Origin of the sequence: Winogradskyella pulchriflava (assembly GCF_042434315.1) — a bacterium.
Lineage (GTDB): Bacteria > Bacteroidota > Bacteroidia > Flavobacteriales > Flavobacteriaceae > Winogradskyella > Winogradskyella pulchriflava.
In genome coordinates, this window is sequence record NZ_JBHLTQ010000005.1 from 474,225 (window position 1) to 499,463 (window position 25,239).

Genomic DNA, 25,239 nt, shown 5'->3' on the forward strand with positions numbered 1-25,239 from the left:
TTTAGTTGGCTTTTACAATTCTTAGATTGTCGTACTTTACAATGTAAATCGCTTCGTTTACATAACCACCAAATAACGATTTGTTATATCTAAACTTGTTTTCTACATATTCGGTTTCAATAACATCGCTAGAGGCATCGTACAAGTTTTCTTCAGTAGCCAGACGTAGTAAAATATCTAAAGTAATATCAAAGCCACGTGCAGCATATTTACTTGGTGATACACCATACTCATTTCGGTAAGCTTTTACAAAACCATTAGACACGGTTTCATCAAATTCCTTGTGTACTGATGGATAATGAAACTTAAGGTTAGACAAATTGTTGTTATCAATATTTTTGCCATCAAAGGCTTTGTTTTTATCGAGTGTTACTAAAACAATTTCAGTAGTATCACTTACCAAACCATTAAGTATGCTTATAACACTTGATGCAAATTCGTTGTTATCGGTTTCTAGAAACACTACAGTTTTACCTTGTGGAAAAACATTTTCTAATTGTACAGGATAGATATAATGGGCATCCTTACCCGATTTTTTGTGCTTTTGCGAATAGATAACCTTAGCATCAGGAAATTCCGTTTTAAGCAACTCTGCCGTAGGACGATTATCCTGATCTGAAATAACTACAACCTTTCTTTTTAAACTATCGGCTTTTACAAAGTCTATCATGGCTTTTTCCAATAATTTATTTTCAGGAATGGTTTGAAACACATTAACATATACCTCTTTTGGCTTATTTAATGCTGCAATTACAGGCACTCGATCTTGCTTAAGTGCATTCGCAACTCTATCGAAGCTGGTTTCTTCCATTGGTCCAATAACCGCATCGTACTCTGAAAAATCATTCTCTTCTAACAGTTTGCTAGTAGTTGATGGTTGGTAACGTGTATCTAAAACTTTTAAATCTGTAGAAATACCCAATTGCTTTGCAGAATCTAATGCCATCTTTACTCCAATATGAAAATCTAAAACAATGGATAGCAGCCTATTGTTTTTTATCATAGCCTTAGCTTCGGCAACAGAATCGGTATCAATTCTGTTTAGACGATATGGCATCATTAAAGCCAAACGTTTGGTTTTAAAGTTCTTTAGTTTAGATTCTAGTTTTGTAGTTTCAACATCTGAAAGATTGGCTTTAGTATCAACTGACGCAGGAATTTTTAAAATCATGCCTGATTTTAAACCTGTTTCTTTAAGCTCAGGGTTTAGTTCTTCAAGCTGTTCTTGTGTTAAGCCTGTTTTTACTTTCAACCTATAAAAACCTTCCTTTGGTAAAACTTCATAATAATTGTAAGCCGATTCAATTACCTTTTCTTCTTTATCTTCAATATTAGGCACGTTAAGCTCGTCACCAGGTTGAAGCACTGGTTTCATATTAGGATTTAAAGCCTCTAGTTCTGCAACTGTAATATCAAATTTGTATGCTATTCTCCATTTGCCTTCCTTTGGCTGAACGGTATATTTTTTTATGGTATTGGTGTAAGATTGCTTAGAAACAAATGTCTTATATCTTGGAATACGTATTTTATCACCTTTTTTTAAATTTTCTGAATATAAAAACCGATTGGCTTTTTTTATTTCTTCTTCAGAGATATTGTACTTCTTGGATAAACCGTAGAGCGTTTCTTTACGTTTAACTTTGTGGGTTTTATAACCTATTAACTCGCGTGATTGTTCTTCAATAGGTTGGTTTTTAACTTTGGAATTAGGAATAATAAGAACTGTATTCGTCTGAAATTTGGATTTAGCATCTGGGTTTAAAGCATAGATATCGAAAGGAGTCACCATATATTTTTTGGCTATACTCTCAATAGTTTCTCCATCCTTTATTTTGTGCTCAATATAGTTTTGGGCACTTAAGTTAATAGTTAAGACGATTACTATTATGGTTAAAATGTTTTTCATTTAGTATTGAATTTATCATCCCTTCGAATTTTATAAGACTAAATTCAAAAATTTAGTCTTATAGCAATTTCCAAAGAGATTCCTGCTTTCGCAGGAAGTTTGTTATTCCCACTCAATTGTAGCTGGAGGTTTAGAACTGATGTCGTACACAACTCTATTTACACCTTTCACTTTATTTATTATTTCATTTGAGGTCTTTTGTAAAAATTCATATGGTAAATTTACCCAATCTGCAGTCATACCGTCTGTACTTTCTACCGCTCTTAATGCCACACATTTTTCATAGGTACGTTCGTCTCCCATAACACCAACACTATTTACTGGTAGTAACATAGCACCAGCTTGCCAAACTTTGTCGTATAAATTCCAAGTACGAAGGTTATTTATAAAAATAGCATCTACCTCTTGTAATATACGAACTTTCTCCTCAGTCAGATCTCCAAGAATACGAATTGCCAAACCTGGACCTGGAAATGGATGACGTCCTAATAATTGCTTATCCATATTCATAGAAGCACCAACACGTCTTACTTCGTCCTTAAACAAAGCCTTAAGTGGCTCAACTATTTTGAGTTTCATAAAATCTGGCAATCCACCAACATTATGATGACTCTTTATCGTTGCACTAGGTCCACCAGTTGCAGAAACACTTTCTATAACATCTGGATAAATAGTACCTTGTGCCAACCATTTTACATCCTGTATATGATGTGCTTCATCATCAAAAACCTCAATGAACGTTTTTCCAATAGCTTTTCGCTTAAGCTCTGGATCACTTAATCCCTTTAACGCTTCCAAAAAGCGTGCCGAAGCATCTACACCTTTAACGTTTAATCCCATGCCTTCGTATTGGGTAAGGACATCTGTAAATTCATTTTTACGAAGTAAACCGTTATTTACAAAGATGCAATACAGATTTTTACCAATAGCTTTATGCAATAACATAGCAGCAACAGAACTATCTACTCCACCAGATAATCCCAGTACAACTTTATCATTACCAAGCTTCGCTTTTAATTCATCAACGGTTTCTTCTACGAATGATTGTGGTGTCCAATCCTGCTCTACTTTAGCAATATGCACTAAGAAATTTTCTAGCAATTGTCTTCCGTCAGTAGAATGATACACTTCAGGGTGAAATTGAATTGCATAGGTTGTTTCACCTTCAATCTTATAAGCTGCATTTTCTACATCGTGTGTGCTTGCCAATAACACTCCGTTTGTAGGTAAGGCTTTAATTGTATCACTATGGCTCATCCAAACCTGACTTCCTTTAGAAATTCCTGTAAAGAAGTCTTCATTTTCCTTTATAAAGTTTAAGTGAGCTCTACCGTATTCTCTGGTATTAGACTCAGCCACTTCTCCTCCGGAAAAATGTGCTAAATACTGTGCACCATAGCATACGGCTAGCATTGGTTTTTTACCACGAATTTTTGAGAGGTCTGGATGAAGAACATCTTCTCCTCTAACCGAATTAGGGCTACCAGATAAAATAACAGCTTTAAAACTGTCTGAATCTGCTGGAATTTTGTTGAATGGGTGAATTTCGCAATAGATGTTTAATTCTCTTACACGTCTCGCTATCAGCTGCGTGTATTGCGATCCGAAATCTAATATTAGGACTTTGTTGTGTTGCATGTGCAAAAATAGCAATTGCAACTAAAATTAGTATAACAACCAAACAAATTTTATATCTAATTTAGAGAAAGTATTTATTTCTTAAAACTCAATAATTATGAAACGTTAAGATTTATAAATAATTAAGTTGATGTTAGTTGTTAAAAAGTAAATCTATTTAACTAATCCAAAACTCTAAATTGATACACACCAGAATCTGAAGAATTGCCTGCTGAATCATGGGTAACTACATACCAATAATAAATATTCCCTGGAGAAACAGAAACTGTGAGCTGACTTGTAGAAATGTCGCTTGTATGTATATCTGGAGGATTTTCCATGCCGAAATACACATCATAGTCCACTATATCATTATCAACATCACTTCCACTCCATTGTAGGTTTACAGCGTTTGTAGCAGAAATAGCTTCTGCCATACTTGGAGACGTTACTTCTGCAGGAAATGGAGCATAGGTTTGTTCGCCTGGTCCTGCGTTATAAAAATTCCAAGTGGCACTTGTTTTAGTTTCATCCTGAATGTCATATTCTACAACCCATCTATACGCCTGAGAACGCTGTAAGGTTATTGGCATTATAAAATCTTCTGTAAAGTATTCTGTTATAATATCTGTATCTAAATTTTTCACACTTAGCTTATAACTTAACGCATTGTCATTAGGCTCCCATTCAAAATTCACCGTGCTTTCTGTTGGTGTTATATTAAGCCCTTCGTTACACAAGGACCCTTCAAAGGGGAATATTAACTGAACTCCATCCGGAGGATCTTGTGCACCATTTCCGTTGTTATCAGAAATGTCATCGGTTGTATCTTTACATCCGTACATTAAAACGACTAAACAAAATAGGAAACTTACTCTTCTCATTGTTTTATGATTTTATGAATTGATGCTTGTGTCAGTGACTTTATTTTTACGATATATAATCCTGCTTCTAAATTGCTTGTATCTATATTAAAACCATCTCCTTCACCTTTATAGCTCTTTTGTATCATTAATTGACCTAAATTAGAGTAAACACTTACTGTTACTTTTTCTTCACCTATGTTATTATGATATAGATTAATAGCATCTTTGAATGGGTTTGGATATATAAAAAAGGCATTGGTCATCAATATTTCCTTTTCATAAACACCTTGGCATTCTAAATCAGTACTTACTCTTAAATGGTTAATACCTTGTTGTAATTGTAAGGTAATGTTTGAATTATGTGTAATAAAAGAAGTACCATTAAACTCTATTGTATAGGAATTACTACCAGACATATCTATTGAAACCTCTGTGCCTGAAGCAGCTCTACTGGCAAAGACCTCAAGCGGATCTGGTTGCGTAATAACTATTGTATAACAACTATAATAATCTGGCCATTCTTCAATGGTAATACACATTTCGTAGGCACCTGCTAAGAGGTTTAGCATATCTACATCATTGGTAAAATTATATTCCTGATAAAAGTTTTCACCTGTGAGTGTTGCTGTATATGCATATAGTTGCTGCGCATCAATTGTAATTTTGCCGTCGTTACTGTTCATACAAGATTCTCCCGTAATTAGAATCGTAAAGTTGTCATTAGGCAAATCGATTATAGCACAACCAAATAAATCTACTGAAGCTCCAAACTCTGTATTGGGACACAAATCATCTTCGTTTGGCACACCATCATTATCGGCATCTTCACATATTAATTGATAGCTCGCTGTTGCGTCTTTTAGCCAATTATCATAGATACCATCAGTATTTGTAATAATTGCCACAGGATCATCCACTAAAATACAGCCTAAATCAGGATTGTTTGTTGCATTAAAAACAAGTATACTTTCATTGTTGCCATTCTGAAGGTTGAGCTGGTCAGCAATTAGCATATTGGCCTGGCAAAAAACTAAAGACAAATTTGGGTTTTGAGCCAGATTTAAACTCGTTATTGCATTAGACCCACAATTAAAATCTTCTAAATTCATTAAGTCATCAACCATCAAACTGGTCAATAGATTGTTGGAAACATTTAAATTAATGACACTTACATTATTATCTAAATCCAGTTGAGTTAAAAAATTATAAGAAGCATTTAAGGATGTTAAATTTGATAGTGCTGTTAAATCTAAATCTGATAATTCATTATTAGAAACATTTAAGTTTACAAGAAGTGTATTGTTGCTTAAATCTACACTTGAAACACTATTTAAACTAAAATCCAAATGCGTTAAACTCACAAAATCCTCAATACCTGTTAGGTCTAATATTTCGCGTCCACTAACATTCAAAAAGTTAATATCTTCAATGTTTTCAGTATATACGTAATCGTCTAATGGTGCTGAATCAAAACCTAAATCAATTAAAGCCTGTTCAAAATTATCATCTGGCACATAGGTTTGTCCGAAGAAACATTCTACAACAAATTGAGCAGTAGGATCAATCAACCAAGTGGCATTTGCAGGAATTGTACCTGTATCTGTTTCAACACATGTTAAATTAGGATTGTTCTGAGCGTTTAGATTAGTCAATATCGCATTCTGGCCATTTCTAATATTAAGTACCTCTAATAAATTATCTTGACAACTGATACTTGTTAAAGACTGATTAAGCTGAAAATTGAGCTCAACAATACTGTTATTATCACAGTTAAACTCCTGTAAGGACAACACTTCACTTGGTGTAAAAGATGCAAATGAATTGCTAGAAATATTTAAACTAAGAAGATTTGTATTAGCACTGAGATCTAATGTTTCTATAGTATTGGTTGAGCAATTTAAATTTGTTAATTGAATGTTTTCAGAAACATCCAAACTCGATAATTGATTATTTGAACAATCAATGTTTAGCAAATTGAAATTAGAACTTAAATCGATTTCAATCAAAGCATTATTAGAACAATTTAGAATTTCTAAAGCTTCAAAATCTTCTATACCAGTTAGGTCTGCAATGGCATTTCCACTAACATCCAAACTCATTAAGGTATCTATATTAGCTGTGAGAACATAGTCATCTAATGGTCCAGAATCGTAACCCATTGTAATTAAAGCTAGTTCAAAATTATCATCGGGTATATAGGTTTCACCAAAATTGCAATTGATATTGTACGACGTGTCTGCATCTTTAATCCAATTGATCCCAATATTATTGACATCATCAACCTGAATACAATCTAAGTTTGGATTACCAGAAGCGTTAAAATTTATGATATCGTCATTGATACCATTTTGCAGATTGATAAAGGTCAATTGATTATTGGACACATTAATTGAAACATTTTCAGGACAAAACTCGGTTTGGTTAGCTTGGTATACACAAGCAGAAATTGCCATGGTTGTTAAATCCAAATCTCCTTCTATTTGGTTGTTACTTACATTTAGTGTTTTTAATGTCCCAAGATTATTAGCTAGAACTAAACTCGTTAAATTATTTGCACTCGCATTAAGTTCTATTAAATTAATATTGTTACTAACATTTACTTCTGACAGTAAATTATTTGTACATGTAATTAATTCCAAAAGTGTGTTAGAGTTGAAATCTAACTGCGATATCTGATTAAAATTACAGTTTAATTGCTCTAACACTACATTTGTCGAAATATCGAGCTGAGTTAAACTATTTTGAGAAGCTTGAAACTCTAATAAATTAGTATTGTTCAGTAGGTTGATATCAGAAATTTGATTGTTTGAAACGGATAAGTAATGTAGGTCTACATTATCAACGACGTTTAGTTGTGTAAGTTCATTTGTTGAGCAATTCAACACTTCTAAACTTTGATAATTTTCAACTATTAAATTAGATAGATCGTTGTCTGCACAGCTTAAACTAATTAATGTGGTATTTGGTATTCCTATAGTTGTTAAATCATTAAGTTCGTTACTATTGCAATTGAGATTTTCTAATGAGGAATTTGCGCTTACATCCAAAGTCGTTAAATCATTGTTGGAACAATTTAAAGTTCTTAACAGCCCATTATTACTGACATCTAAACTCAAGATATCATTATCTGAGCAGTCCAAAAGTTCTAAATTTGGGTTTTGAGACATATCTAAATCATTTAAATTATTACCTGAACAATACAACTCAACTAAACTTACAGTTCCTGTAATATTTAATATGCCATTTGTGGCATTGGTATCATTGGTGAGTAAATAATTTAAACTACAGTTTAAACGCTCTAAGTAAATCATTCCACTTACATCAAGGTTCTCTAGATAATTCCCACTACAATCGAGTTCTACTAACGATTTAAAGTCTTGTATTCCTGTTAAATCCGAAATACCTTTGTCATTAACATTCAGGTTTGTAATATGCTCAATGTTCGAGGTAAGCACTTGTGCGTCTATAACATCGTCATAACCTAGATTAATTAAAGCTTGTTCAAAAAAAGCATCTGGAATGGCTGTAAATCGGCTATTGTAGCAATCTCCATTATAATCAGCTATAGCATCTTTTTGCCATGTTCCAGGAATGTTTCCTACTATGGTATCATCGACATTAATACAATAAAGATTGGGATTATTGGTGGCATTAAATGTCGCCATTGATGCATTATTGCCATTTTCAATATTAAGGGTTAAAAGGGCATTATCATTACATAATAACGCAGTTAAAGCTGTATTAGTGCTTAAATTCAAGTCGATGATTTGATTGTTGGAACAATCTAAAGTTTGTAGTACTGTGTTAGCATTTAAATCTAAAATTGATAAATTATTGTTAGAGCAGTCCAAATCCTGAAGTGCTGTAAAATCTTCAATTCCTGTCAAGTCTTCTATAGATAGTCCAGAAATGATTAAAGAAGTGATCCCAACTATATCTGAGGTTGCCACATAATTATTAAGTGTGCCATCCGAATCAATTCCAGCATCAATCAATTCTTGTTCAAAATTATCATCAGGAACATAAGTACCACAATCCAGATTGTAATTAGTAGAAGCATCTTTTTGCCAGCCAGCAGCTGCATTAGCTAGAGCAACATCATCGACTTCAATACAGAATAAACTGGTATTGTTTGTAGCATTAAATGTGTTTATTGAGGCATTATTACCATTATTAACATTCAATGCAAACAAATTATTGTTATTACACAATAGACTAGTTAATGCATTATTTGCACTAACATTTAAGCTTTCTATTTCATTAAACGAAACATCTAAATCTTCCAATAATACATTTGCACTTAAATCCAAATTTGCCAATACATTAATTGAACAATTGAGTATAGTTAACATTGTAACACTGCTTATATCTAACGCATTGATTATATTATTTGCACAATTCAATATGGTCAAAGCCGGATTTGAGCTTATATCTAAAACGGTTAAATTGTTATTAGAAACATCCAATTCTTGAAGAAGCACATTGTTTGAAAGGTCAATATCTTCGATGGTATTGTTACTACAATCCAGTGTTTCTAGTGCTAAAAAATCTTCAATTCCTACCAAACTAGAAATAGAGGCGTTAGATACATCTAAATTTACAACTGTATCAATGTTTTCGGTTAACACCAGATTATCCAATACGTCATCAAGTCCATCTGTGATTAGAGATTGCTCAAAATTATCATCAGGCACATAAGTAAATATATCTACACAGGCATTTTCGCTAAAATAAGTCCAATCGTCTTTTAACCAACCCGTAGGAGTAAAACCCGCATCTATTTGAATACAAAACAAATCCGGGTTATTTGTAGCATTAAAAACTGTAATTAAATCGTTGTATCCATTATTAACAACTAAAGAATTTAATTGGTTTCTAGATACATTGACAGAACCTACGCCTTGGCAAATTGTTAAAGGATTAGTTTGAGGTTCTGGACAAACCAAAGTATTTATATTACTTAAATCTATGCTTGTAATGGCATTTTCAGAGGCATCGAGGTTTTTTAAAACCGTGTTTGAAGAGAGGTCTATAGTAGTAATTTGATTTGAAGCACAAAACAAGCTTTCGAGATTGGTATTACTACTTACTATGAGTTCACCACCTATTCTATTATTAGATACATTTAACAATTTTAAATTGACATTAGATGAAACATCAACACTTGATAAAGTATTATTACTACACACTAAAATCTCTAAACTTGTAAAATCTTCGATTCCCGTAAGATCATCTATACCAAGATTAATAATACTCAGAGAAGTAATATTAGAAATTCGATCCGTAAACACCAGACCGTTATCCGCAATACCGTCTCCCATGCTATTAACATCTCCAACACTAACAACAGAACCATCTGAGGCATGCGTTTCTAAATAATTCTCAAAATTCGAATCTGGTATAGGTGTTGTCTGCGCATTAAGATATAGTACAGACAACAATGCCATTAATACAGAATATAAAATGTGCTTTTTCATTTTTGATTTTTTAAATGAGTTTGAAGTACATTTTTTAATGTCCAGCTTGTTCGTCTAATTTTTTGTGGTAATGAAGTCCGTTTTCTACGCGTTGTTTTATTTTTTGTACAAGCTTAGATTTAAATGAAGGATCCGTTTTTACTTTATTAAATAGATGCTTTTCAATATTTATTCCTTCCTCTCTCAACTTATCTTCAACCATTACAAGCGCTTTTTCTATATCTGCATCTGTAATTTTATAATACACAATATCACCTGAATAACTCGTCTCTAGATCTTCATTATGATTGTAATCGGATTTAGCAGCATTTAATGCTATTCCCGAATTGTTATTATTATTTTCAAGATTTGTTAGTCTGCTAATTGTTTCAGACAGTAATGTTTTTAAATCGTTTAACTCTTGTGCCTGATCGCTAACTTGTTTTTCCAGTTTTTCTATAACCACCGTATTATCGTTGTTATTGATACCAACAGCAACATTAATCAGCTTGAAACCATATTTATTATCCGATGCGTCCCAAGCGACTCCCACAATATTTTTAATATCTTTTGAAGTTAAATTTTGTGGTGCAATCGCTATACCTAAACCATCATTGTTACCACTGGGTATTATGTAATCACCTATATTTACCGTTCCAAAAACCTTAACCAATACTTGGCCCATAAAAGCGACTTTTTCATAGTTTTTTTCTTCATGTGGTTGTGGTAAAGCACCAAGTACAGCAGGCTTATAAGATATTACCATAATCTGTTGTGCGTCTTTAGTGTTTTTGGATATTTTTCCTCCGTATAAGCCAACAATATCTCCATACGTCATTTTTTCCGCTGGATCTATTCTCTGTAAATATTCAGCATAATCTCCTGCTCCAGATGCATATGAAACACCTTTAAATCGTCTTTTGTGATAATGAAAAACCTCTAAATTTCTTACAGCAAAAGATTCATTAGCAACAGCCGCTAATTCTTTAATAATCTCCAAAGCTAGATTAGCCAATGAAGCATATATATTTGATGGCGCTGGACCAGCAAGACAACCACCAAGCCCAAGACATGGCTGCACCTCAGTTGCAGCGGCTAGGACATCGTTACCTGCTTTTATTAGATCTATAGTTTGCCATGCTAAATCTAAACTACCATCTATCATATCATAAGTATAGCTTAATCTACCCATGTTATAATCTGCATTATTAGTAAACTCTGAAACATCCGTTTCTCCCTCTATTCTTCCCCACATCATTGGTGCACCAGTATATTCTGCCACGGTTTCATAAGAAGTTGTGTTACCAGCTGGAGCGTCATCTGTAGTGGGAATATCAAAAACCTCCAAACCATCAAACAGATCGACTATAGCATCGGTTATCCCAATACCATCGTAAGCTGGCTCTCTTAATGATGGACTTGGTGATGTATTGTCCCAAAACGAAATAAAATTATTCTGATTTTTAGCACCAACAACGTTAACCTTTATGGCAATACCTTGGCTGCCTCCGTCTACTAATAATGGATAGTTATTAATGTTTTTATCAGAGCCATTTACACTACTGATTATTTTTACCTGTGAATCGGCAGCAATATTTAAACCACCTGCAATACTGGTAGAATCGCTTACCTGCAAAAACTCTGCTGTTAAATCACCAAAACTTGCTTCTCCATTTACGGTTAAATCATTGAGTGTAGTTTGCCCAATGACATCTAAAGTACCATTTAGAGACGAATTACCGTCAACAGTCAAATCACCTGTTAAATGCGATGGACTAGCATTATTAACATTGAAAATGCTCTCTAAATTGGTTTCGCCTACCACAGTTAAATTACCCGATAAGTTGGTGGCATTACCATTATTTACATTTAAAGTACTATTTAGATTTGTTGGTAACTCCACATCTAAATGACCATATAACAAGGTATGACCTTCAACGGTAAGGCTATCTGTGGCTCTTATTTTTCTGTGGAGTGCATATGGCACATAAGTCAGTCGTTCTCTGCTTATTTCTTCAAAATTAGACCCACCTTCAAAGTCGATTTCAACTTTTAAAAATTTCGTTGTTCCGTCCCATTCGATAGCTTCAAAATCATCATTATCTTCACCAATAATTAAATTGATACGACCAAATTCGTCAGTATCTACCACACGTACTTCTTGAAATTCTGGAGTTTCTAACGGATTGGTACTAAAGAGAATTGAAAACCTAAGGGCTACAGTTGTATTAGGCAAATAATTCCCTTCGGAATCTACACCAGGTAATTCTAAATTATCTGGAGAAATAATAACAGCTTGATAGGAAATGCCTTCTGACTGTGAAAAGACAAATGAAGATAGGCATAAAAGTATGGCTAAGGTTAGTATTTTTTTCATAATTCTTGAATTTTGGTTGCTTTTATTTAGGCTTTATATCTTGATTAGTTTTGTATTGAATTGTTTGATACCAGATATCACATTTAAAAAATATATACCATTTGAAATATCAATTATATTGAGTTTTACAGTTTGTGATGGCGAAAACCTACGAGAATAGATATGCTTAGAATTAACATCTAAAATCGTTACAGAAATATCGTTGATAATGTTATCGCTAAACCCTATAGTAACATATTGACTAAATGGATTGGGAAACACCTTGGCATCTAATGTGTAATTTTTCTCTTTGTCCACTTTTACCTTAGAAGATGGTTGTTGATAGCCTTGTCTTAAATAATAGCCATTGTTGTAATACGTGCCAATAACACTAGACTGTCCAATACTTTGGCTCACATTATATTTTCCATTAGAAGTTTGTACTGTTGTGGACGAGCCAGCACTTCCTAAATTGGTTCTAATAATTCTATATCCTGAATTGCTTTGTGCATAAAATTCAGTTACAAAACATAACAGAAACACTGAGCTAAGTAGTCCTTTTAATTGATACGTTTTCATGGCTTCATTTATTTTATTTTTCAATTTATAATTTATTTCTATTGACTATCAGATAATTAGATTGTGTCCACCTTTTGTCTACTAGGGTTTTAAAAAATTAATAATCACAGTAACATTTAGGGAGGTTTATAATAAAGCCCAGTCCAAATTGATGGGCATTTAGTTTTAATTTTTCGGCATTTTCACCACTGCTTATCAAAACAGATGTACCATAATTATAACCTACAAAAATGGCTGTGCTCCTCGAAACTGGATATTGCATCTCCAAACCTCCTCTAAAGAATAATATGCTATTGTTAAACTCTTCCTCACCAACAAGGTTATACACATCGTTATTTATAGTTTGGTTGCCTCTTATTAAAAATTCTGAAGCTATAGATACATTGCTAAAAAAGGTAAGATCCCTTAATTCAAATAACTTTATCCCTAAACCTGCCCTTACACCTAAGTAACTTACATCCCATTCAAAATAATTATCAATACTAGGCTCGCTGCCAATAGCACCATAACTGTTATAAGTAGCACCAAGTGACAGAAACAATGTGTTAGCATTATTTATAGATTGTCTATAACCCATTCCGTAATATGATTTTGATTTGGACAATAAATTGTTTAATGAATTGCCTTCTGAATTTTCGTAATCGAAAGAGGAAATTGTGGTACCAAATTCAAAGTAAAGTTGTTGGCTAAAACAAATCTCATTAATCAATAAAGCACATAAAATAATGGTATATTTTTTTACCATAAAACCAGTTTTTGTTAAGCCAAGTTATGTAATAAAAGCACTCAGATTACATCAAAAGTGGGTTGTCCACCATTTGTCCACCTATTAAAAAACCGACTTTTTAAATTTTTGATGATATTTATTATAAGTAGACATAGTGATTTTTAAAAATCTCAATGATTTGACTATCAGTGTTTTATATTAAAAAAATAAATAATGTTATCTTAGATAACCTAACAACCAGAAACCATGACCATCTCAAAAAGACCATTTATTGTCCGGCTAATCAAAATTTGTGCAGAAGTCCACGTTAAAGTGGACAAATTGTTTCCGCTTCTCCTATTTGCATTTTTGATAAGTGCTCACAGTATGCAAAGTCAAAATCAAAAGCGTGTAGATAGTTTATTACAGGTTGCATCCCAACAAACGGATACCACACAAATAATAACTTATGCTATGTTATGGGCAGAACACCTTTATGTAGATCCCTTAGCTTCAAAACCATATTTGGACAGTACTTTGGTTTTAGCAAAACGCCTAAACAATAAAAAGTTTATTGCCAGAACCACCAACTATTTAGGTGTATATCACAATATGACATCTCAATATGAAGCGTCTATTCCTATCTACAATGATGTTATTAAGATGTACACAGAACTTAATGATATGACTCAAGTTTGTGCAGCTATGAACAATAAAGCAAATTCTTTTCGAAGTTTAGGTCGTTATAATGAATGTTTGGAAGTGCATATGGAAAGTTTAAAACTAAAAGAAGAGATAGGAGATACAGAAGAAAGTATTGCAGCCAGTTATTGGAATATAGGAAACATACAAGGAGATATAGGCAATTATGATATTTCAAATGATTATTATAACAAAGCTAAAGTGATCTATGAGAAATTAGATTTAAAAGATGATATCGCTAGTATCAATATTAACTTAGCTATTAACCTTAAAGGTCAAAAAGAATACGAAGAAGCTAAGGCTTTATTTATTGAAACCATGCCTTATTATATCGAAAAAAACTATAACAATGACTTAGCTGGACTTTATGACAATTTAGGCTGGATCTATGCGCAACAAGATAGTCTTCAGCTTGCAGAAGATTATTATATGAAATCCTTAGCTATTAGTCAAAATTATGGCGAAACCTCTCTTATTGGTCTAAATCAAAGACACCTAGGAGAACTTTATAATAAAAAAGGAGAGTATCGCAAAGCGTTGAGATATATCAAAGATGCTCTAAAAAATGCCGAAGAAACAGGTACAAGAAAAAAAATGATTGGTGATCTTTTAGAAATGTCAAAGGCATATGCTGGTCTTGGACGTTACAAAAAAGCTTATGAGTTTCATACAGATTATCACAAACTACACGATGAAATTCTAGGGGAAGAAAATATTAAAAAAATGAATGAGCTAGAAGTGCAGTACCAAACCGAAAAGAAAGAGAAAGAGCTCATTTTAAAACAAAAGGAATTACAACTGCTTGAAGAACGAAAACAAAAGGCTGAAAACGAGAAATTGTTTCTTTTAATTTCACTTATTGGTGCTTTGGCATTAGCTATTGCCATTGTATATGGATTAAGGCAAAAAATGAAACGAAACAAAATAGAACGCGAAAAATTAAACAGTGATTTAGAATTTAAGGAAAAGGAACTTACAACACATGCCCTACACTTGGCACACAAAAATGAAGTGCTATTGGATTTAAAATCTCAGCTCAAAGAACTAAAATCTGAAAGCCCAAATGCCAGAAGTTATCAAAAGGTGATAAACACTATCAATCTCGATATCAATAATGATAACAATTGGGAACAATTTAGAAATTATTTTGAAGACGTACACAAGGATTTCAACTCTAAAGTCATGCGAAATTATCCTGATGTCAGTAATAATGATCTACGCTTAATGTCACTTTTAAAAATGAATTTATCTAGTAAAGAAATTGCAAACATCTTAAATATTTCAATTGAAGGTGTTAAAAAAGCGCGTTATCGCCTTCGTAAAAAACTAAATCTCAGTAGTGAAGAATCATTACAAGAATTGGTTATAGAATTATAAAATATTAAGTTGACAAATAAAAGTTTATGAGATGGTGATTATTGTAAACTCACCTTTTAAAGGTTTGAGTGATTTCATTAATTCAGGAATTAATTCATCTCCATATTCTAGGTACAACTCCGAGAAATTAGTATTTCGTTCTTGTAAACTTTGACCAGGAAAGAGTTGTTCTTGCAACTCGGTACAACGACTAATTTGATCTGCTAGTTTCTTTTTTTGGGCTTTTAGCAATCGCTTTTCTAAAGCTTGCAACCCTTTTATTTGCTTTACTTCTTGAGCCTTAACTGCACCTAAAAAGGATTTGTCGGTTTGTTCTGCAAGTTGATGTAGATTTTTAAACTGTGCTTCTAAATGTTGAATTTGTTCTGAAAAATCAATATCTATATTAGATATTTTTCGCACTTTTTTATTGATGAAGGAATTTCTATCTAAGAATAAATCTTTATCCGAAATATTCAACTTTTCTAACTTCTCTGCTTGTTTCACGGTTTTTACCAATGCTGAATTTCGCAATAACAACATTGGAAAAGTAACTTGTTGGGCTTCAAAATTAGATTTTAATTGCAGCCAGTAAATCATTTCTCCACCTCCACCTATGTAGCAGAGGTTTGGCAAAATTACTTCTTGGTATAAAGGTCGCATTATAACATTTGGTGAGAATCGTTCAGGCACCTCTTCGAGGTGTTTTAGTAGCTCACTCTTACTCCAAGTGATGTTTGTGTCTAAAACCGAAAAAACACCATCAGTTTCAACAATACGTTCTCGCAAACCATCCTTAATATAAAAGAAATTGATCTCTCTAGGATTCACCTGAATTTTTAACCCTAAATCTTCAAGCGTATTATTGGTTTCAGAAACCGTTTTAAAAGCCGTTTGCTCTATAAGTTCCTTTTTAATATTTGGGATAAATAAACGTTTTAAATCAGCGTGGTCAGAATCTAAAATCACTAAACCATGTGCACCAAATAATTCATTGGCTAAATAACGCGTGGCATCAGCCAAATTATCATGGTTTAAATATGCTTCTTTAAACCAGGTTTTTAATTGTTCTGCATTTTTTCCTGGTCCAAATTCTGCCGAAACCACTTCAAAAACAGCATCTAAACCTTCAGTATTAAAATGACCAACAGCTCCAGTTTGGTTAGAATTCCAGTGAATTTTCTTTCCTCTAAAATTGAAATAATTGATTTCTTCAAAATCATGATCCTCAGACGCCATCCAATAAATAGGTACAAAATTGTATTCTGGGTATTGTTCTTTTAACTCTTTGGTAAGATTTATGGTTGAAATGATCTTGTATAAAAAATACAACGGTCCTGTAAATAAATTTAATTGATGACCTGTTGTAATGGTAAACGTATTTTCAGATTTAAGACTTTCTATATTTTCAAGTGTTACATCCGAAGTTTCTAATTTACTGTATTGCTCCATTAGCACATCAATCAAGACCTTTCGACTCTTAACTTCATAACTTTTTGCTTTCTCTTCTATCTGAGCTTTAAAATTCTCCAGCATCGGAAACCTATTGTACAAAGGCTTTAACTCTGATTTCTGATCTAAATAATCGCAAATAAAATCCGAAAAATAATTGGTTTCTCTAAACGGAATACAGTCGGTTGGCATACACAAGTCTAAATTATGGCATAAATATAATGCACTTCTATTTTTTAACTGCTAATTTTTAGTTAATTCAGTTTGGCTGACTATCTTTACTAGCTTTCAACCAAAAAATAAATTATTAAATGCAAAAATTAGTTTTAGTTCTGTTGGTCGCTCTTGGTAGCTTAACCTTAACATCTGCACAAAACATTCAGTCTCCAAGCGACTTTTTAGGCTATGAAATTGGCACACAATTTAGTCGTCATCATCAAGTTATCGATTATTTTAAATCTGTTGCAAATGCAGTACCTAACCAAGTAAAACTTGAGGAATATGGCAAAACTAATGAGCGTAGAGCTTTGTATTTGGCTTATGTATCGAGCGAAGAAAACATTAAAAACCTTGAGACAATTCGTGAAAACAATCTAAAAAATACAGGCTTGTTAGAAGGCACACCTACGGCTACAGATATTGCTATTGTTTGGTTAAGTTATAACGTTCATGGTAATGAAGCATCGAGTACAGAAGCCGCAATGCTTACTTTGTATAAACTACTTACAGAACGCAAAGATTTATTAAAAAATACGGTTGTCATCATTGACCCATCAATTAATCCTGACGGAAGAGATCGCTACGTAAACTGGTATAACGAAACGGCTAGTCAGCCATATGATATTGACCGAAATGCAAGCGAGCACAACGAACCTTGGCCTGGAGGACGACCAAACCATTATCTCTTTGATTTAAATAGAGATTGGGCTTGGGCTACACAAGTAGAAACACAACAACGTTTAAAAGTCTATAACAAATGGATGCCACATATTCATGTCGATTTTCATGAGCAAGGCATAAATGAGCCTTATTATTTTGCGCCAGCAGCGGAACCATTTCATGAAATTATTAGCGATTGGCAACGCGATTTTCAGACTCAAATAGGAAAAAATCACGCCAAATATTTTGATGCCGAAGGTTGGTTATTTTTCACCAGAGAGCGTTTCGATTTGTTTTACCCGAGTTACGGAGATACGTATCCAACGTATATGGGAGCGATTGGTATGACTTACGAACAAGGTGGTCATGGTATGGCTGGATTAGGTATTTTGAATGATGAAGGTCATGTACTAACTTTAGTAGAACGGTTAACCCATCATACCACAACTGGACTTTCAACAGTTGAAATTGCTTCAAAAAATGCTTCAAAATTAAATTCTGAATTTGCTAAGTTCTTTGATAATTCCAACTTAAAATATAAGAGCTATGTGGTTTCAGGAAATGCTGATAAAATCAATAGCTTAAAAACACTATTGAGTAAACATGAAATTGCTTTTGAAAACCCAACTGCTAAATCGGTTTCTGGTTACAATTATAAAACAGGATTGCAAGGTAATATGAATGTTTCCTATTTTGACTTAGTAGTACACTCCAATCAGCCAAAAGGAAAAATGGTAAAAGTGTTGTTTGAACCAAACGCAAAACTTTCAGATTCGTTGACCTACGATATTACGGCTTGGTCTGTACCTTATGCCTATGGCTTGGATGCTATTGCAAGTACTACTAAAGTTCCGAGTTCTAAGTTATTGGAGAAAAAAGCCTTACAAACTTTAAATGATGCTTATGGTTATGTAAGCAAATGGAATTCACTTAAAGACGCTCAGTTTCTAGCCGAATTATTAAAACAAAAATTCAAAGTTCGCTTTACAGAAAAACCTTTTACATCTAATGGCTCTAATTTTGAACGTGGTTCTTTAATCATAACTAAAGGAGACAATAAACATATTGAACAGTTTGTTACAAAACTCAACACCATTGCACAAGAACATGCACAACCTTTAACACAAATTAATTCTGGATTCTCACAAACCACACCAGATGTTGGTTCACCAGATATTAAATTAATTAACAAACAAAAAGTTGCTGTATTGTCTGGCGAAGGTACGTCATCACTAAGTTATGGCGCTATTTGGCATTTCTTTGAACAACAATTACACTATCCTTTAACCTCCATAAACACTGATAATTTTAGTAGAACTAATTTGGATAAATTCAATGTACTCATTATTCCGGATGGTTATTATGGAAGCGTGTTAAATGAAAGCAATATGACCAAACTAAAAGATTGGGTTCGCGCTGGCGGAAAAGTCATTGCTATTGATGGAGCTTTGAGAAGTTTTGCTGGTAAAGAAGGATTCAGTCTAAAATATAAAGACACTGAAAATGATGAAAAAGACGATAATTTAACGTCTTACGCAGATCGCGAACGTGAATATACCAACCAACTTATAACTGGTGCCATTTTTAAAACTAAAGTAGATAAAACCCATCCTATGGCATTTGGCTATGGCGATGACTATTTTACATTAAAACTAGGCAGCTCTGCTTATAGTTTATTGGAAAGCGGTTATAATGTTGCACATTTAGATGACACAAAAGTCTATTCTGGTTTTGCTGGTAAGGACGCACTAAGCAACCTCAACCAAACGTTAGTATTTGGAGAAGAACGAATGGGAAGCGGTAGTTTTATCTATATGGTGGACAACACCTTATTTAGAAGTTTTTGGGAAAATGGAAAACTGTTTTTGGTCAACGCTGTTTTCTTTGTGAATAACAATGCTTTTGAACTTTAATGCAACATCAATCAAAAAATCATATTATGAAACATTTTAAATCACTCATCTTAAGCTTAGTTCTTGTATGCACTATTGCATCCTGCAAACAAAACGAAGCCAAAACGGAAACCAAAGAATTTAAAGTCGATTACGAAAAATTCACTTTAGATAACGGCTTACAAGTTATTCTTCATGTAGATAAATCAGATCCTGTTGCTGCTGTGGCTTTAACGGCACATGTGGGTTCTGCAAGAGAAAAAGAAGGTCGTACAGGTTTCGCTCATTTATTTGAGCATCTATTGTTTTTGGAATCTGAAAACTTAGGCAAAGGCGGACTCGACCAAATGAGTGCTCGTATTGGTGGTTCTGGTGCCAATGGTTCTACGAGTAGAGATCGTACCAACTACTTTCAAACCGTACCAAAAGATGCTCTTGAAAAAATGATTTGGGCAGAAGCTGATAAACTAGGCTTCTTTATCAATACAGTTACTGAGCCTGTTTTAGCCAAAGAAAAACAAGTGGTAAAAAACGAGAAACGCCAGCGTGTGGACAATCAGCCTTACGGACATAATTCTGCAGTAATAAACAGCAATCTATATCCTGAAGGTCATCCTTATAGTTGGGAAGTCATAGGTTCCTTAGAAGATTTACAAAATGCCACTTTAGAGGATGTTAAAGAATTTTACAGACGTTGGTATGTGCCAAATAATGTAACTTTAACCATTGCTGGAGATATAGATGTAGAGCAAACTAAAGCTTGGGTAAAAAAGTACTTTGATGAAATTCCAAGAGGTGAAGACATTCCAAAAATTGAAAAACAACCTGTAATCCTAAAATCGTCTAAACGCTTATTCTACGAAGATAATTTTGCACGTGCACCAAGGTTGACCATGACTTGGCCAGCAGTTTATGAGTACCATCCAGATTCTTATGCTTTGAGTGTTTTATCGCAATATTTAACTGAAGGTAAAAAAGCACCATTACACAAGGTTTTAGTGGAAGACCAACAACTTACTAGTGATGTAAGTATGTATCAATATTCATCAGAAATTGCAGGACAATTAATGCTTAGTGTTACCGCATTTGACAAAGTGGATTTAAACACAGTGGCTTCAGCTATCAATGATGGCTTCAAGGAATTTGAAATGAATGGTATTTCTGAAACGGATTTAAATCGTATTAAAGCCGGACAAGAAACACAGTTTTACAATGGGCTTTCAAGTGTATTGGGCAAAGGATTTCAACTGGCGCAATACGAGATTTTTGCAGGCGATCCTGGATTTATCAACCAAGATGTAAAGAACATTTTAGCCGTAACACCAGAAGATGTTATGCGCGTTTACAATACTTATGTAAAAGGCAAAAATTATATAGCCACAAGCTTTGTACCTAAAGGTCAAATAAATTTGGTTTTAGAAAACTCGCAATTGGCTAATGTGGTTGAAGAAAAAATTATTGAAGGTGCAGAGGAAGCTTTTGACCCAAGCATAGCTGCCACTTACGAAAAAACACCTAGTAGTTTTGATAGAAGTGTTGAGCCACCTTATGGAGAAAGTCCAGAGCTAACCATTCCACAAGTATGGAAACGCGAGCTAGATTCTGGCATTAAGGTGTTTGGTATTGAGAATGATGAAGTGCCATTAGTACAATTTGAAATGCAGATTGCTGGTGGCTTATTACTCGAAAACAAGGACAAAGTTGGTGTTTCTAACCTTTTGGCCAATCTCATGACCAAAGGCACCAAAAGCAAAACACCAGAAGAATTAGAAAATGCCATAGAAAGCATCGGAGCATCAATTAATGCTAGAGCTTCAGAGGATAACATTACAATTTCTGGCACTACCCTTTCAAAGCATTTTGATGCAACAATGGCATTGGTCTCAGAAATTTTATTAGAACCACGTTGGGACGAAAAAGAATTCGATTTGCTAAAACAAAGTACCATTAGTGGTATTCAACGTAGTAAAGCGAATCCTAATAGTATCGCTTCTAATGAATTCGCTAAATTACTATATGGAGAAAACAACATATTAGCCTATAACAATAGAGGAACTGAAAGCTCTGTAGAACGTATTTCTATAGCAGATTTACAGAATTACTATAACACTAACCTCTCGCCAAAACTAACCAACATGCATGTTGTGGGTGCTATTTCAGAAGCAAGTGTTGTTAAAGCCTTAGAAACCATCAATACCAAATGGAAAGCAAGAGATGTTGTGTTGCCAGAATTACCAATGCCATTGTATCCTGAAAAATCAACCGTCTATTTTTACGACGTGCCAGACGCTAAACAATCCGTAATTAGTTTTGGTTATCCAGCACTTAAGGCTACGCATAAGGATTATTATCCAGCTACAGTGATGAATTATCGTCTAGGTGGAGGTGGTTTTGCATCGCAATTAACTCAAGAATTAAGAGAAAGCAAAGGTTATACGTATGGCATAAGGTCGGCATTTAATGGCACAGCTCATGAAGGCTATTTTAGAATAAGCAGTGGCATACGTACCAATGTTACTTATGAAGCTTCGAGCTTAGTGAAACAGATTTTAGAGGATTATGGTAAAAACTATAGTGCAGAAGATCTAGAAGTCACAAAGGGTTATACCATAAAAAGTAATGCCAGAGCCTTTGAAACCTTAGGAGCTAAACTCAATATGCTTACAAACATCAGTAATTATGGTTTTGCAGACGATTATGCAAAGCAACGCGAAACCATTGTAAAAGATCTTACTGTAGATGATGTAAAAGCCTTAATAGAGCATTATATAAAACCGAACCAAATGATATATTTAATTGTGGGTGATGCAAAAACACAATTAGAAAAACTTGAAGGTTTAGGTTTTGGGAAGCCTGTTTTGTTGAATTAAAACTATTTTTTAATGCTCACTGCAATTCATCCAAAGCTACCAATGCGGAATAAAGCCATAACCAAGGATTATTACATTAATCAGTTAGGCTTTCAACAACTGGGCAGTGTAGATTATGATGGGTATTTAATGCTAAAAAAGGACAACATCGAGATTCATTTTTTTGAATTTAAAGATTTAAATCCAAAAGAGAATTACGGTCAAGTTTACATAAGAACTGATAATATTGATAAACTATACCAAGATTTATTAGACAAAAATGTAGCTATTCACCCAAACGGAAAATTAGATATAAAACCTTGGGGACAAAAAGAATTTTCTTTGCTCGATCCTGATACTAATTTGCTGACTTTTGGACAAGACGTGTTATAAAGCTTAGTTTTAGTATCTTTAAATGCTAACTAAAACAGACGTATTATGAAACTCGGAGCATTCTCAGTAAGTCTTGCTGTAAAAGACATAAAAGCCTCAAAAGCATTTTACGAAACTTTAGGTTTTAAAGTTTTTGCTGGTGATTTAGAAAAAAACTACCTTATTATGAAAAACGAATCTTCCTTAATTGGTTTGTTTCAAGGTATGTTTGAAAATAACATCTTAACCTTCAATCCAGGTTGGGATCAAGATGCTAATACACTATCTAAATTTGATGATGTCCGTGAAATTCAGAAACATTTAAAATCAAATGACATTAAATTAGAACATGAAGCCGATGAAGCCACTTCAGGACCTGCAAGCTTTGTGCTTTTAGATCCAGATGGTAATGCCATCTTAATAGATCAACATATTTAGTTTAAGGTCAACTATTTTGAACAGAGTTTTGCTTACATTTTACATTAAAACCAAAGCAAACACCTAACAGGTTTAAAAACTATAGACTAAAATTAATTTTTGTAATTCTTAAGTCTGTGTGTCGCTATAGCTTTAGCGGAGATGCAAGGCAAGAATCCAAATAGAAAGATATATTATAGATTCTGAATCAAGTACGGAATGACACAATTATTAAAACACACTATTTATGAGCGACGCACTACAAACCATGATTAACAACATGCCTGAAAAAACAGGTAAGTCTTTAGAAGACTGGAAGAAAATTTTAAAAACAAAAGCCTTTGCCAAACATTCTGAAGCTGTCAATTTTCTAAAAAAAGAACACGGAGTCACTCATGGCTTTGCCAATACCATTGTACTTTTATCTAAGGAGGCAAACAACTCTGATGAAGACTTAGTTACCAATCAATATAAAGGCAAAGAAGCTCTATTTCCTATCTACGAAAAACTCCTGCCAATAGTTAAAAGTTTTGGTAATGACGTAACTATAACACCAAAAAAAGGCAGTGTTAGCGTTATTAGAAAACGTCAGTTTGTATTAATAAAGCCTGCAACCAAAACACGTATAGATTTAGGTTTAAAACTACCCAATAAACCAACTACAAACCGACTTGGTGATTCTGGTCCTTTTGGTACCATGTGTACACATCGTGTTCAAATTACTTCGGTTAATGATGTGGACGAGGAACTGGTGCGTTGGATGCAAGAGGCTTACGAAAAAGCTGAATAGAACTAGAATTAGCAACAATTTTTTTATAAAATCTATAAAAGTGTGACATAACGCTTAGCTGAGAGGTTATGGCGTAATTGCCAAATAAGTGTCTATAACCTACCTATTTACGTTGTATATCGTTACAAAAAATGCTAAGTTTACATATACTAACGTTCGGCGGCATCCGGTCCTATCGGACCAAATACCGCCGAACGTCCGCGCAGCTACGCTGCCTGCCCTTCGGCGAGGACGCCGCAGAACAGTCAGCTATACGCAATTTCACAAAGTGAAAATGTTTCACTATTTTCAACTTCGCAAAACTGCGCATAGCTGCGCGGACGTTGTGCATAATGCGGAAATCCAGCTAAAATTGAACATATGAACTAAAAAAGCCAACGCACAAACAGCACATTTATTTTTTTGCCGACACTAAAGCCATTGCTAAAAAAATAAAAGAGCTGTTTCTTGCCAACGCTCGAATTGACTCTAATATTCAACTAAAAAAATGAGCTATTCATATAACAAAAAAATAAAACATTCGTTGATAGGTATTGGTCTAATTGTAGACTATAGATTTATGAATATAAAGTAAAAGTAAAAATGAAAAAAATAATTGTAATATTATTTGTAATGTTTGTAAGTGTAAGCACAACAATGGCTCAAGAATGGCAAACAGATATTAATGTGGCTAAAGAAATTGCAACTAAAGAAAGTAAGCCCATTATTTTAGTGTTTCAAGGTTCCGATTGGTGTGCACCTTGTATTAAACTAGACCGTGAGATTTGGAGTACAGAAGCTTTCAAAAAGTACGCAAAAGATAATTATGTTATGCTAAAGGCAGATTTTCCGAGAAGAAAGAAAAACACATTATCAGAAAAACAAACAAAAGCGAACGCATTACTTGCTGAAAAATACAATAAGCAAGGATTTTTTCCTTTTGTTGTGGTACTAGACTCTAATGGCAAAGTATTAGGAGAAAGTAGTTACAAAAAAACTACACCAGAAAATTATATTAAAGAATTAAACGCTTTTACAAAGTAATTTGAAACATCTAATCACATT

General features: G+C 33.6%; 15 protein-coding genes. 7 read left to right on the plus strand and 8 right to left on the minus strand.

Going from position 1 to position 25,239, the window contains the following annotated elements; genetic code table 11:
• Position 1: 1 nt before the first annotated feature.
• From ACFFGA_RS11520 to ACFFGA_RS11550, 7 genes are all read right to left on the minus strand, one after another.
• Complete coding sequence (locus ACFFGA_RS11520; RefSeq protein WP_386064095.1) at positions 2 to 1,906, minus strand: LysM peptidoglycan-binding domain-containing protein; 1,905 nt, start codon at positions 1,904 to 1,906, stop codon at positions 2 to 4.
• A 102-nt stretch (positions 1,907 to 2,008) separates the two neighbouring features.
• Complete coding sequence (gene guaA / locus ACFFGA_RS11525; RefSeq protein ID WP_386064098.1) at positions 2,009 to 3,544, minus strand: glutamine-hydrolyzing GMP synthase; 1,536 nt, start codon at positions 3,542 to 3,544, stop codon at positions 2,009 to 2,011.
• A 161-nt stretch (positions 3,545 to 3,705) separates the two neighbouring features.
• A complete protein-coding gene (locus ACFFGA_RS11530; protein WP_386064101.1) occupies positions 3,706 to 4,407 on the minus strand; it encodes a hypothetical protein in 702 nt (233 codons plus the stop codon).
• Positions 4,404 to 9,866 (minus strand): T9SS type A sorting domain-containing protein, encoded by a 5,463-nt coding sequence (locus ACFFGA_RS11535; RefSeq protein WP_386064103.1) that lies wholly within the window; start codon positions 9,864 to 9,866, stop codon positions 4,404 to 4,406. The genes ACFFGA_RS11530 and ACFFGA_RS11535 overlap by 4 nt, the downstream gene beginning before the upstream one ends.
• 34 nt (positions 9,867 to 9,900) lie before the next feature.
• Positions 9,901 to 12,222 (minus strand): hypothetical protein, encoded by a 2,322-nt coding sequence (locus tag ACFFGA_RS11540; RefSeq protein ID WP_386064106.1) that lies wholly within the window; start codon positions 12,220 to 12,222, stop codon positions 9,901 to 9,903.
• A 33-nt stretch (positions 12,223 to 12,255) separates the two neighbouring features.
• A complete protein-coding gene (locus ACFFGA_RS11545) occupies positions 12,256 to 12,804 on the minus strand; it encodes a COA_001 N-terminal-type choice-of-anchor domain-containing protein (RefSeq protein WP_386064108.1) in 549 nt (182 codons plus the stop codon).
• Between the two features lie 73 nt (positions 12,805 to 12,877).
• Complete coding sequence (locus ACFFGA_RS11550) at positions 12,878 to 13,525, minus strand: hypothetical protein (protein WP_386064111.1); 648 nt, start codon at positions 13,523 to 13,525, stop codon at positions 12,878 to 12,880.
• Between the two features lie 348 nt (positions 13,526 to 13,873).
• Here ACFFGA_RS11550 and ACFFGA_RS11555 point away from each other — a divergent pair, with 348 nt between their 5' ends.
• A complete protein-coding gene (locus ACFFGA_RS11555) occupies positions 13,874 to 15,565 on the plus strand; it encodes a tetratricopeptide repeat protein (RefSeq protein ID WP_386064114.1) in 1,692 nt (563 codons plus the stop codon).
• Between the two features lie 24 nt (positions 15,566 to 15,589).
• On the opposite strand, the gene bshC is transcribed toward ACFFGA_RS11555, so the two are convergent.
• Positions 15,590 to 17,188: a bacillithiol biosynthesis cysteine-adding enzyme BshC gene (gene bshC, locus ACFFGA_RS11560; RefSeq protein WP_386064116.1), complete on the minus strand. Its 1,599-nt coding sequence runs from the start codon at positions 17,186 to 17,188 to the stop codon at positions 15,590 to 15,592.
• 119 nt (positions 17,189 to 17,307) lie between these two features.
• Between bshC and ACFFGA_RS11565 the strand changes: the two genes are divergently transcribed.
• The 6 genes from ACFFGA_RS11565 to ACFFGA_RS11590 all read left to right on the plus strand — a co-directional run bounded on the left by ACFFGA_RS11565 (position 17,308) and on the right by ACFFGA_RS11590 (position 25,218).
• The gene (locus ACFFGA_RS11565) at positions 17,308 to 19,788 is read left to right on the plus strand and encodes a M14 family metallopeptidase (RefSeq protein WP_386064119.1); all 2,481 of its coding nucleotides are present in this window, start codon (positions 17,308 to 17,310) and stop codon (positions 19,786 to 19,788) included.
• A gap of 26 nt (positions 19,789 to 19,814) precedes the next feature.
• Positions 19,815 to 22,637 (plus strand): M16 family metallopeptidase, encoded by a 2,823-nt coding sequence (locus ACFFGA_RS11570; protein ID WP_386064122.1) that lies wholly within the window; start codon positions 19,815 to 19,817, stop codon positions 22,635 to 22,637.
• A gap of 12 nt (positions 22,638 to 22,649) precedes the next feature.
• Positions 22,650 to 23,009: a bleomycin resistance protein gene (locus tag ACFFGA_RS11575; protein ID WP_386064125.1), complete on the plus strand. Its 360-nt coding sequence runs from the start codon at positions 22,650 to 22,652 to the stop codon at positions 23,007 to 23,009.
• A gap of 45 nt (positions 23,010 to 23,054) precedes the next feature.
• On the plus strand, positions 23,055 to 23,426 hold the full coding sequence (locus ACFFGA_RS11580) for a VOC family protein (RefSeq protein ID WP_386064127.1): 372 nt from the start codon (positions 23,055 to 23,057) through the stop codon (positions 23,424 to 23,426).
• A 226-nt stretch (positions 23,427 to 23,652) separates the two neighbouring features.
• Positions 23,653 to 24,195, plus strand: coding sequence for a DUF4287 domain-containing protein (locus ACFFGA_RS11585; protein WP_386064130.1), 543 nt, complete (start codon positions 23,653 to 23,655; stop codon positions 24,193 to 24,195).
• 582 nt (positions 24,196 to 24,777) lie between these two features.
• Entirely contained in the window at positions 24,778 to 25,218 is a 441-nt protein-coding gene (locus tag ACFFGA_RS11590; RefSeq protein WP_386064133.1) for a thioredoxin family protein, read from the plus strand.
• The last annotated feature ends 21 nt before the right edge of the window (positions 25,219 to 25,239 follow it).

Coding starts and splice junctions, on each gene's coding strand:
- ACFFGA_RS11520 (WP_386064095.1), bottom strand. CDS start 1,906: ATGAAAAACATTTTAACCATAATAGTAATCGTCTTAACTATTAACTTA.
- guaA (WP_386064098.1), bottom strand. CDS start 3,544: ATGCAACACAACAAAGTCCTAATATTAGATTTCGGATCGCAATACACG.
- ACFFGA_RS11530 (WP_386064101.1), bottom strand. CDS start 4,407: ATGAGAAGAGTAAGTTTCCTATTTTGTTTAGTCGTTTTAATGTACGGA.
- ACFFGA_RS11535 (WP_386064103.1), bottom strand. CDS start 9,866: ATGAAAAAGCACATTTTATATTCTGTATTAATGGCATTGTTGTCTGTA.
- ACFFGA_RS11540 (WP_386064106.1), bottom strand. CDS start 12,222: ATGAAAAAAATACTAACCTTAGCCATACTTTTATGCCTATCTTCATTT.
- ACFFGA_RS11550 (WP_386064111.1), bottom strand. CDS start 13,525: ATGGTAAAAAAATATACCATTATTTTATGTGCTTTATTGATTAATGAG.
- ACFFGA_RS11555 (WP_386064114.1), top strand. CDS start 13,874: ATGCAAAGTCAAAATCAAAAGCGTGTAGATAGTTTATTACAGGTTGCA.
- bshC (WP_386064116.1), bottom strand. CDS start 17,188: ATGCCAACCGACTGTATTCCGTTTAGAGAAACCAATTATTTTTCGGAT.
- ACFFGA_RS11565 (WP_386064119.1), top strand. CDS start 17,308: ATGCAAAAATTAGTTTTAGTTCTGTTGGTCGCTCTTGGTAGCTTAACC.
- ACFFGA_RS11570 (WP_386064122.1), top strand. CDS start 19,815: ATGAAACATTTTAAATCACTCATCTTAAGCTTAGTTCTTGTATGCACT.
- ACFFGA_RS11575 (WP_386064125.1), top strand. CDS start 22,650: ATGCTCACTGCAATTCATCCAAAGCTACCAATGCGGAATAAAGCCATA.
- ACFFGA_RS11580 (WP_386064127.1), top strand. CDS start 23,055: ATGAAACTCGGAGCATTCTCAGTAAGTCTTGCTGTAAAAGACATAAAA.
- ACFFGA_RS11585 (WP_386064130.1), top strand. CDS start 23,653: ATGAGCGACGCACTACAAACCATGATTAACAACATGCCTGAAAAAACA.
- ACFFGA_RS11590 (WP_386064133.1), top strand. CDS start 24,778: ATGAAAAAAATAATTGTAATATTATTTGTAATGTTTGTAAGTGTAAGC.